The organism is Streptomyces sp. NBC_01498 (assembly GCF_036327775.1).
Classification (GTDB): domain Bacteria; phylum Actinomycetota; class Actinomycetes; order Streptomycetales; family Streptomycetaceae; genus Streptomyces.
Map to the genome: position 1 here is coordinate 6,425,095 of NZ_CP109598.1, position 11,495 is coordinate 6,436,589.

Sequence of the window (11,495 nt, forward strand, 5' to 3'; positions counted from 1 at the left end):
GGCCGGAGAGTCGAACGAAAGGACTGCTGTGAGCGTGAGCGAGTTCGACACCCGCGTCGCCGTGATCGGCCTCGCGGTACGTCTCCCGGGCGCGGAGGACGTCACCGACCTGACGGCCCTGCTCGGCCATGACGGGATCGAGGTCGGTGAGGTCCCGCCGAGCCGGTGGGCCCGCGAGCTGTACCGGGGCGACGGGCCCCACCAGGGCACGCACCACCGGGGCGGCTTCCTGGTGGACCCGTTCTCCTTCGACCACGAGGCGTTCGGCATGACCGCCGGGGACGCCGTGCTCCTCGACCCCCAGCAGCGGGTGATGCTGGAGGTCGGCGCGCGGGCCCTGGAGGACTCCGGGTATCTGGGAGTACGCCGTCGCCTGGACGCGGGCGTGTTCGTCGCGGGGCGGATGAACGCGTACGGATTCGACCAGAACCGGGGCACGGTTCCGCCCGGCCCGGCCGGACCCGTCGGCATCCCCGGGCCGGCCGCCCTGTGGGGACGGTCGCAGAACTTCATGGCGGCCTGGCTGTCCGACCGCTTCGACCTGGCGGGACCGAGCCTGGTGGTCGACACCGCCTGCTCGTCCTCGCTGTCGGCGGTCTGGCTCGCCTGCCAGAGCCTCGCGGCCGGCAGCTGCGAACTCGCCCTGGTCGGCGGGGTGGACCTGCTGATCGACCCGCTGACGTTCGTCCTCCTGTCCCGCACCGGGGCGCTCTCCCCGGACGGGCTGTGCCAGACCTTCGACAGCAAGGCCAACGGCTATGTGCCCGGGGAGGGAGCCGCCGCCCTGGTGCTGAAGCCGATGCCCGCCGCACTGGCCGACGGAGACGTGATCCTCGGGGCCGTCAGCGGGGTCGCGGTCAACAACGACGGCCGCACCATGGGTGTCACCACCCCGAACCTGGAAGCCCAGATCGAGCTGCTGGACAAGGTGTACCGGACCGTCGACCCGTCGACCGTCCAGTACGTCGAGGCGCACGGCACCGGCACCGCCATCGGCGACCCGATCGAAGTCCGGGCGCTCACCGAGGTGTTCACGAGGCACGGCGTCGCCCGGAACTCCGTCGCGCTCGGCTCGATCAAGCGCAGGATCGGCCATCTGCACTCCGCGTCGGGACTCGCCGGACTGGCGAAGATCATCGTCGCCCTGCGCGAGGGCACCGTCCCGGCCGTGGCGGTCGAGTCGCCCAACCCGCGTCTCAATCTCGCCGACAGCCCCTTCCACCTGCCAGGCACCTCTCTCCCCTGGCCGGACGCCCCGGTGCGCCGGGCCGCGGTGAGCGGATTCGGCTTCGGCGGCACCAACGCCCATGTGGTGGCCGAGGCCGCCCCCCGTACGCCCCGGATCCCCGCCGGGTCGGCGGGCACCGGCGGCCGGTCCGTACCGGTCCAGGTGCTGCCACTGTCCGCCGACACCCCGTACGCGCTGCGCGAACTCGCCGCCCAGTGGCTGGAGTTCCTGCCGACCCTCACGGACGGGCCCCGCGAACTCGGCGACGTGTGCGCCACGGCCCGCCTGGCCCGGCAGCACCGGACCGAGCGGCTGGCCGTCGTCGGGGCGGACGCCGATCAGCTGGCCGCCGCGCTGCGCGGCCGGCTCCTGCGGGCCGGCGGACAGCCGGGGACCCGTCCCGCCGGCGGCCCCCGCACCACGGTGTCCGTACGTCCCGAGGCGGCCGGGAGCCCGCCCGCGTGGCTGACCGCACTCGACCGTTCCGTGCCGGCCGTGCATGAGGTCGTCGGTCTGTTCGAAGCCGCCACGGGCACCCAACTGGCCACCTTCTCGGGTGAGTTGCTGCGGATCGCGTCCGGCGTCGCACTCGCGGTCGCGCTGCGCGATCTGGGACTGCCCGAAGCCGCCGTCGACCTGCCCCCGGGCTGGCAGGCCGTCGGGGACTTCGTCCGGGGCCGCGTCCCGCTGGAGCAGGCGCTGGCCGACGTCCTGCGGGGTGACGCCGAACTCGCGCGTGACACCCCGGGCCGTACCCCGGCCCCCGGCGACGACGTCGGCGCACGGCTGGCCGAAGCCCGCGACGAAGCCGGGGTCACGGCCGTGCTCGCCACGATCGCCGCCGAACTCTTCCAAGGGGGCCGGGAGATCGACTGGGCGGTCTTCCAGCGGGCGGCCGGAGTGCCGTGGAGCAAGCGCCTGCTGCCCGCCGCCCAACTGCGCGGCCCCGCCCTGAATCTCGCCGAGCCGCTGCGCTCGGCCGCACCCGGTGCGCCCGCCGAACTGGTGGCGGACGAGGGGACGGCCGGATACACCTTCTCCCGCGTGTTCGGCCCGGCCGAGGCGCCCATCGCCCAGCACGCGGTGTACCGCACCCTCATGCTGCCGGGCGTGGCGTGGTTCGACTTCCTGCGCGAAGGCGCCGCGCTGCGGGGCGAACCCTTCCACGGCGCTCGTGACATCCTCTTCCACCGCCCCCTCATCCCGTCCGGGGCCCACCGGGTCGTCGGGCGGGTGGACGGGGAGAACCGGTTCAGGGTGGAGGACCCCGGGACGGGGGAACTCTTCGTCACCGGACGGCTCGTCACCGGGCGCCCGCCCGAGCCGCCGCTGCCGGTACCCCTGGCCGGTCTGCTGGCCGACTGCTCCGGCTCCGCCGTGCACGCGGGTTCGGGCGTCTACCGGTGGCTGCGCCGGATCGGCTACCACCACGGCCGCTACTACCGGAACATCTCCTGGGTGGCGGGGCTGCCGGACGGCGGCACCCTCGCCCGTGTCGAAGGAGCCCGGCAGCGGGAACTGAACCCGCCCGGCGTGGAGCTGTTCCCCGGGCTCCTGGACAGCGTGACGGTCGCGGCGATCGACCCGGCCAACCCGGTGTTCGGCGCGGCGGACGCGTCCGCGTTCATCCCGCTCTCGGTGGGCCGCCTGGATGTTCTCGGGCCGCTGGACGACGCCGCGTTCGTACGGACGGAGATCGCCTTCTGGAACGACGAAGCCTGTCGGGTCACCCAGACGGTCACCGACGAGGCGGGGACCCCGCTGCTGGTCTTCGGCGACATGGCGTCCAAGCGGGTTCCCGTCCAGGCGTTCGGCGCGGGGGAGACACCGGAGCCGGTGGGGCCCGGCGCACCGTCCGCGCCGGTGGAGCCGGAGGTACGCGTGACGGCGCCCGCCCCGGTGGTACGCACGGCTCCCGCCCCGGTCGTACGCACGGCTCCCGTCGCGGCGCCGCAGCCGGAGCCGACTCCGCCGGCGCCACCCCGACCCGCGGCCCCGGTGGTCCCGGCCGCCGCCTCGCCCTCCGCGCGGGCGCTCGCCTGGTTCCTGGAGTTCACCGGCACGTCCGACGAGCACACCGACACGGAGTTCCTGTCCGCCGGATTCGACTCGGTGGGACTGGTGGCGCTGAGCGAGCGCATCTCCCAGGAACACGGCCTCTCGCTCTACCCGACGGTCTTCTTCGAGTACCCCACCCCCCGGCAGTTCGCCGACTTCCTGGTGGACGAGGCCCCGGAACTCGTCGCCACACTGGCGGCCCCGGCGGCCCCGGTCGCCGATCAGGTGTCGGCGACGCCGGAGGTGCCCGCCCCGGTGGCGCGTACCACCGTCACGTCCCGAGAACCCGAACCCGAACCGGAACGCGAACCTCCGGCCGAAACCCCGGCGGCCCCTCCGGTGTCACGACCCCGTGACGTCGCGGTCGTGGGCGCGGCGATCAAGCTGCCCACCGCGAGCGACCTGACCGCCTTCGCCGAACTCCTCCTCGAAGGCCGGGACACGGTCCGCCCGCTGCCCGAGGGACGCTGGGACGCGGCGGCCGGACCGGTCCCGAACGCGTCGTTCCTGGACAGTGTGGACGAGTTCGACCCGGCCCCCTTCCGGATCTCCGCCCGGGAGGCTCCCCTGATCGATCCGCAGGCGCGGATCGCGTACGAGACGATCTGGGAGGCCCTGGAGGACGGCGGACGGATCGGCCGGCGGGCCGACGGCGGCACCACCGGTCTGTGGATCGCGTACAGCCACGACCACTACCACGAGGAGCGGGTACGCCACGGCCTGCACGAGGGGCGGGGCCTCGGACTTGAGGCGATGATCGCGAACCGGCTGTCGTACCTGATGGACTGGCACGGCCCGAGCGGACTGGTCAACACCCTCTGCTCGTCGTCCCTGGTCGCCATCCACTCCGCCCTCCAGCACCTGCGTACCGGCGACATCGACACGGCGGTCATCGGGGCCGTGCACGCCGGGATCAGCCCGGAGTACTTCCGGTCGATGGGGGACCTGATGGCCCTGTCACCCCGGCACCGCAGCCGTGCCTTCGACAGCACCGCGGACGGTTTCGTGCCGGGAGAGGGCGCCGTGGCCGTCGTGTTGCGGCGGTACGACGACGCAGTCCGCGACGGTGACCGGATTCGTGGCGTCATCAAGGGAGCCGCCGTCAACCACGGCGGACGCACCACCCGTTACTCCGCGCCCAGCCCGCGTGCCCAAGCGGCCGTCATCTCCGCCGCGCTGCGGGATGCGGGGGTGTCGGTGGAGTCGATTGGTTTGGTGGAGGCGCATGGGACGGGGACGAGTCTGGGTGATCCGATTGAGGTGGAGGGGTTGTCCCGTGCGTGGGGTGGGGTGGGTTCGGGTGGTTCGCAGTTTTGTGCGCTGGGTTCGTTGAAGGGGAATGTGGGGCATTTGGAGCCGGCTGCGGGGTTGGCCGGGTTGGTGAAGGTGTTGTTGGCGATGGAGCGGGGTGTGGTGCCTCCGTCGTTGCATGTGGTGCGGCCGAATGACCATATTCGGTTCGAGGAGACGCCGTTCTATCTGGCGGATCGTGCGGTGGAGTGGCCTCGTGCGGGTGGTGAGCCTCGGCGTGCGGCGGTGAGTGCGTTCGGGATGGGTGGGGTGAACGCGCATGTGATCGTGGAGGAGGCTCCTGCCCGCGAGGAACGTGTCGTTCCCGCCGGTGAGTCGCATGTGGTGCGGGTCAGTGCGGCGGAAGAGACCGCACTCCGCGCCCTCGCCGGCTCGTACGCGGACGCTCTGGCGGACGTACCGGCCGAGGAGTTGGGCGACTTCGCGTTCACCGCGAACACGGGCCGGGCCGAACACCGTTACGGCGTGGCCGTCCAGGGCGCGGATGCTCGTGAACTCGCCGCCGGGCTCAGGGAGATCGCGGCGGACAGCCGAGCACTGCCCCGTCGCGGGGGGTCCGGGGTGCCGATCGCGTTCATGTTCACGGGTCAGGGTTCGCAGTACGTGGGGATGGGCCGTGGGTTGTACGCGGCGGAGCCGGTGTTCCGGGCGGCGCTGGACGAGTGCGCGGAGTTGCTGGCGGGTCAGGCTGAAGTGCCCCTGCGTGAGCTGCTGTTCGGTGAGGACACCGGGCGGCTGGGGCGGACGGCGTACGCGCAGCCGGCGATCGTGAGCGTGCAGGTGGCTCTGGTGCGCTGGCTGGAGTCGGTCGGGGTGCGGCCCGATGTGGTGGTGGGTCACAGCCTGGGTGAGCTGACGGCGGCCTGGGCGGCGGGAGTCATGGATCTCGGGGACCTGCTCGAACTGACCGCGCTGCGCGGCCGGTTGATGGAGTCCCAGCCCGGCGAGGGCGCGATGGCGGTGGTCCATGCCGACCCGGAGGCCGTCCTGGCGGCCCTGACCCACTTCCCCGGTGTCGAGGTCGCCGCCTTCAACGCGCCTCGCTCAGTGACGGTGACCGGCCCCGTGGACCACGTGTCCGCGTTCTGCGCCGGTTCGGGGTTGCGGACCCAGCGGCTGGCGGTGAGCCACGCGTTCCACTCGGCGTCCATGGAGGGCGCGGTGGCACCGTTCACCGAAGCGGTCGCCCAACGGGCCCTGTCCGCACCGGACATCGGGTTCGCGTCGACCGTGACCGGCGGCTGGCACGCGCCCGACACGGCGTCCGCCCCCGCGTACTGGGGCCGGGCGATCCGTGAACCGGTCCGCTTCTCGCAGGCGTTGGCGACCCTCGCGGCGGCGAACCCGGCAGTGGTCTGGGAGATCGGCGCGCACCCCCAGCTCACGTCGCTCGCCAAAGCCTCGTGGGCCGGGGAACAGCCCGTATGGCTCAGCACACTCCGCCGGGACCGCGTCGACCAGGCCGAAGTGCACCGGGCGCTGGCCGGTCACTACAACCACACCCGCACCGAACTCGACTGGTCCGCACTCCACGAGGGCAAGGGCCGGCGCACCCTCACCCTCCCCACCTACCCCTTCAACAGAAGGCGGTTCTGGATCGCCCCCGCCCCGCACGACACCACGTCGAGCCGGCACAACCCGCACAGCGAGCAGAACCCGAAGAACCAGCAGAACCCGAAGAACGAGATGAAGAGGCACCTGAACCATGGCTAGCGAATACGGACTCAAGCGACACTTCAACGGCGACGCGGCCCGTCTGATCGGCGACAAAGTCCGTGCCGCCCACCCCGAGTTCGACGTGGAGGGCTACGCGGCCGAGGTCGAGTCACGCATTCCCGACAAGGAACTCAAGGACCGCGTCCTCGTCCTGGCCGAGGGCCTGCGTACCCGCCTGCCCGCCGGCTACCCCGAGGCGCTGCCTCTTCTCCTCACCGTCCTCGGCGACGAACTCGCCGAAGGGGAAGGGATGTTCAACACCAGCTGGTACCTGATGCCGGTCGCCCGCTTCGTCGAGGAGTACGGTCTCGACCACCCCGACCTGTCCCTGGACGCCATCGAGGAGATCACCAAGCGGCACACGGGTGAGTACGCGATCCGGCCCTACCTCGAACAGCACCACGCGCCGACGATGGAGCGGGTCGCCCGGTGGGCGCAGAGCCCGAGCCACAACGTGCGGCGCCTCGCGACCGAGGGAATCCGCTCCCGCCTCCCGTGGGCCCGGACCTTGACCGTGTTCGTCAAGGACCCCCGGCCGGTCCTGGAGATCCTCGAAGTCCTGCGCAGCGACCCCTCCGAATACGTGCGCAAGTCCGTCGCCAACAACCTCAACGACATCTCCAAGGACACGCCCGATCTCGCGCTCGACACCGCCGTGCGCTGGCTGGCGGAGAGCCCCACCCCCGAGACCAACTGGATCGTCAGGCACGGACTGCGCACCTTGGTGAAGAAGGGCGATCAGCGGGCCCTCGCCCTTCTCGGGGCCACGGGCGGTGAGCATGTCCGCGTACCCCGGCTGAGCATCACGCCCCACACGGTGACCATCGGCGACACCCTCGTCATCAGCTTCGACATCGAGAACACCGACGGCCGGGCGCACAGCATCGCCGTCGACTACGTGGTGCACCACGTCCGCAAGAACGGCCGCAGCATCCCGAAGGTCTTCAAGCTGACCACCCTCGAACTCGGCCCCGGCGAGCGGCGGTCCCTGGAGAAGACCCACACGATCAAGGAGGTGCAGACCCGCAAGTACTACCCGGGTGAGCACAGCGTCGACATCCAGGTGAACGGTCTCGTCCAGGCCAGCGACAGATTCGGGCTGCTCACATGACGGGCGTCAGGTCGGTTCTCCGTGCCGCCGATCCGCTGGTCTCCCACCACCGGATCGGCGGAGTCCCCGTGCTGCCCGCCGCCGCGCAGATCGACGCCGTGCTGTCCGCCTGCGACGCCCGCCTCCCGGACCGCTGGTGGACCCTGGAGCGGGTCGCCTTCCGGGCACCGCTGCTGGTGACCGGCGCCGAGGCGGAGCTGGAGGTCCAGACGGGCGAGGACGGCGCCTGCTCGGTCACCTCCGTACGGCCCGAGCCGGGCGAACCGGTTGTGCACTGCACCGCCCGCGCCTCCGGCAGCCCGTTGCCGCCACCCCGCTACGTCGACGTGGCCGCGCTGCGGGACGGGTGCACGGAGCACGTGGCGCTGTCGGAGGTGGCCGCGTGGCGCGAGGCCAGCGGGATCGCGTACGGGCCGGCGTACCAGGTGATCCGGTCGGCGTACCGGGGCCCGGGACGGATGCTGCTGATGCTCCGGGCCGGGGACGACGCGAGTGTGGCGTCGGCTCCTCCCTTCGTACCGCCCGCGCTCCTGGACAGCGTCTTCCAGGCGCTCGGCATGCTCGACGGGGGCGCGGCCGGGGCGTGCCTGCCCTGGTACGTCGGCCGGCTGGTGGCCCGCCGCCGGATCTCCGGCACGGTGATCGCCCTGGTCGAACGGGACGAGCCGGGCGACACCGGGGGCCCGGCCGGTGCCGTACGGGGACGGGCCACCGTCTGCAACCAGCAGGGGGAGGTCCTGCTGGAACTGGACCGCGTCACCCTCAAGGCCGCCGGGCCCGTGGCGACCGCGTCTGAGCCCGCGCCGTCCCCGGTGCCCGAACGGCCCACCGCCACGGCCGCGTCGGCACCGGCCGACTCCGAACAGGGGATGGCGGCGGTGCCGTTGACCGAGACCGTGGTGTGGCGGAAGGCCGAGGCCACTCCCGTACCTCCGGACGTGCCCGAAGGGCCCGTGCTGATCGTGTCCTCGCACGACGCCCGCCCGCACGACGCCCACCCGCCCGGGGACGCGGAGTCCGAGGGCCCTCGGTTCGTCCGCATGACGCCGGAGCAGGTGACCGACGGGGGCCTCGACACGCCCCCGGACGGCGCCGCCTTCCGGGGCGTCGTGTACGTGGCACCGCCCGGCCCGGCCGGCGAGGCGGCGGTGACGGAGGCCCTCCAGGGAGTCTTCGCGCTGCTGCGCCGTCTCGCGGCCCGCCCGCCGATGCCCGATCTGCTGATCGTCACCACCGCCGCGCACCAGGTGGTGGCGGAGGACGTCGTCGACCCGTTCATGACCGCCCTGTGGGGGCTCGGCCGCACCCTGCGCGTCGAGCACCCCCGCTCCCGGGTCCGCCTGGTCGACCTCGGCCCCGGGAACACCGTCGGCCCCGGCGACGACGGTGCCGCGATCCTTCGCGAGGTGCTCGGCCAGGACCGGCCGGAACTCGCCCTGCGCCACGACACCTGGTACGAGCCCTCCGTACAGCCGCGGCCCACGGGCGGCGGCGCCGACCCGGTGCGCTACGCCGGTGGCCGCTTCCTGATCACCGGCGGTATGGGCGGCATCGGCCTGCGCGTCGCCGAGTTCCTCGCGGAGGAGGGCTGCGCCCATCTCACCCTGGTCGGGCGGACCGTGCCCGACCGGGGAACGGCCCGCGAACGCCTCGACCGGCTCGGGGCGCGCTGCGACCTGGCCGTCGTGGCGGCGGACGTCCGCTCACTTCGCGAGGAACTGGCCGACGCCGGGCGCTACGACGGGGTGTTCCACGCCGCCGGAGTGCTGCGCGACGGACTGGCGCGCGGCCTGACGCCGGAGCAGGTGGACACCGTGCTCGGCCCCAAGATCGGCGGCGTGCACGCGCTCGCCGACCTGATGTCCCGGCACGAACAGCCGGGTTTCGTCGCCCTGTTCTCCTCGGTCGCGGCCGTACGGGCGAACCTCGGCCAGAGCGCCTACGCCGCGGCCAACGCCTATCTCGACGGCTACGCCGCCCGCCGACGCGCCGAAGGCCACCCCTGGTACAGCCTCGGCTGGGGCCTGTGGACCGTCGGGATGGGGGAGTCCATCGCCCCGAAGGCCGCCGCGCACGGCATCCCCGCCCTCACCGAGAACGACGGAATCGACCTGCTCCGAACGGCCCTCGGCCGACGTCCCGCGCATTACGTCCTGTCCGCCGCCGCTGAAGCGAAGGATGTACCCATGACCGCTGTCACTCCGGAATCCGTCCTGTGGCCGTCACTCACCCACGCGCTCACCCATGTCCTGCATCTCGACGGTGTGTCCCGCGAGGACGACCTTCTGGAGCTGGGCCTCGACTCGATGATGGCGGTCGAACTCGCGGCGGCACTGACCGCCGACGGGCTCGACATCGACCCCATGGTGTTCTTCGAGCGCACCAACGTCGGCGCGCTCCTGGCCCACCTCGAATCCCTGCCGCGCACCGCCCCGACCGCCGGAGCCCCCGCCGCCACCCGGGCGCACACACCCGTACCGCACTCGCCCGCCGCACCGCCGGCACCCGCGGCCCGGTCGGCGTACCTGCCGGTGCCGCCCCCGCAGACCCGGCCCGCCGTGGTGGTGGAACGGCCGTCGGCCGCCACGGTGCCGGGCGCCGCCGACTCCTTCGTCCCGGACTGGGACCGCTTCAGGGACGGCGCGCCCGCCGCCCCCGCCGCCGTGCTCCCGCCGGTGTCTCCGCCGCCCCGTCCCGAAGCCCGGCCCGAACCCCGCGCCGCGACCCCGGCCGCCGACCCCGGCCCGGCCCGGACGCCCTACCCGGCCCCGGCCCAGTCCCCGTCCGCTCCCGCCCCGGCGGCCGACCGAGTACCCCGCCGGACCCTGCCGGGCCGGCTGGCCGACGCCCCCCACGGCAGGTTCCTCGACCGGCGCATCGACGCGCTGTCGACGGAGGACCGTCTGATCGTCGCCAAGGACCAGTACTTCTACGAACCCGTCATCGAGGAGGCCACCGGCCCCCGGATCAAGTTCGACGGCCGCTGGTACCTCAACTTCGCCTCCTACAGCTACCTCGGCCTCATCGGGCACGACTACATCGAGGACCAGGCGCTGCGCGCCGTGGAGCGGCACGGGACCGGCGCCCACGGGGTGCGGCTGCTGGCGGGCACCCTGCATCTGCACCGGGAACTGGAGCTGGCCCTCGCCCGCTTCCTCGGCACCGAGGACGCCATCGTCTTCTCCAGCGGCTACATGGCGAACGTGGCGACCATCGGCGCGCTCGTCGGCCCCGGTGACGTCGTCATCGGCGACGTCTTCAACCACGCCAGCATCCTCGACGGCTACCGGCTGTCCGGCGCGTCGGTCATCACCTACGCCCACAACGACCTCGCCGACCTGGAACGCGCCCTGCGCAAGGCGGGCGACGCGGGCCGCCTGGTGGTCACCGACGCCGTCTTCAGCATGGACGGCGACGTCGCCGACCTGCCCGGCATCGTGGAGCTGTGCGAGCGCTACGACGCCCCCCTGATGGTCGACGAGGCGCACAGCCTGGGAGTTCTCGGTGACACCGGCCGGGGCATCACCGAACACTTCGGGATCGACCCCGCACGGGTCGACGTCAAGATGGGCACGCTCTCCAAGACGGTGCCCAGTGCGGGCGGTTACGTCGCCGGGTCCAGCGACCTGATCTTCGCGCTGAAGAACAACGCGCGGGGCTGGATGTTCTCGGCGGCGGTCACTCCCGCCCAGGTCGCGGCTGCCAAGGCGGCGATCGAGGTGATGGAGGCCGCCCCCTCCCTCACCCGGGACACCCGCACGAAGACGATCCGCTACCGCGACCAGCTGCGCGCCCTCGGCTTCGACACGCTGGCCAGCGAGACACCGGTGGTGCCCATCATCTGCGCCAGTGCCGAGCAGGCGGGCACCATGGCCCGGCTGTGCCAGCAGGACGGCCTCTTCGTGCAGCCGATCGTCTACCCCGCCGTGCCGCGCAATCTGCCCCGGCTGCGGACCATCGTCAACCTCAGCCACTCCGACGCCGATCTCGACTCGGCCGTCCTGACGCTGGAGAAGGCCGGCCGTGCCTGCGGCCTGATCCGCTGAGCGCCGGCCGGCGGAGCGCTCCGAA

General features: G+C 72.8%; 3 protein-coding genes. All 3 read left to right on the forward strand.

Translation table 11 applies throughout. The features are described from left to right. Positions 1-34 precede the first annotated feature (34 nt). The 3 genes from OG875_RS27385 to OG875_RS27395 are packed head-to-tail and all read left to right on the forward strand — an operon-like array spanning position 35 to position 11,470. A complete protein-coding gene (locus OG875_RS27385) occupies positions 35-6,310 on the forward strand; it encodes a beta-ketoacyl synthase N-terminal-like domain-containing protein (protein ID WP_330176889.1) in 6,276 nt (2,091 codons plus the stop codon). Then, the gene (locus OG875_RS27390; protein ID WP_330176890.1) at positions 6,303-7,424 is read left to right on the forward strand and encodes a DNA alkylation repair protein; all 1,122 of its coding nucleotides are present in this window, start codon (positions 6,303-6,305) and stop codon (positions 7,422-7,424) included. The genes OG875_RS27385 and OG875_RS27390 overlap by 8 nt, the downstream gene beginning before the upstream one ends. After that, complete coding sequence (locus tag OG875_RS27395; protein ID WP_330176891.1) at positions 7,421-11,470, forward strand: aminotransferase class I/II-fold pyridoxal phosphate-dependent enzyme; 4,050 nt, start codon at positions 7,421-7,423, stop codon at positions 11,468-11,470. The genes OG875_RS27390 and OG875_RS27395 overlap by 4 nt, the downstream gene beginning before the upstream one ends. Positions 11,471-11,495: the final 25 nt, after the last annotated feature.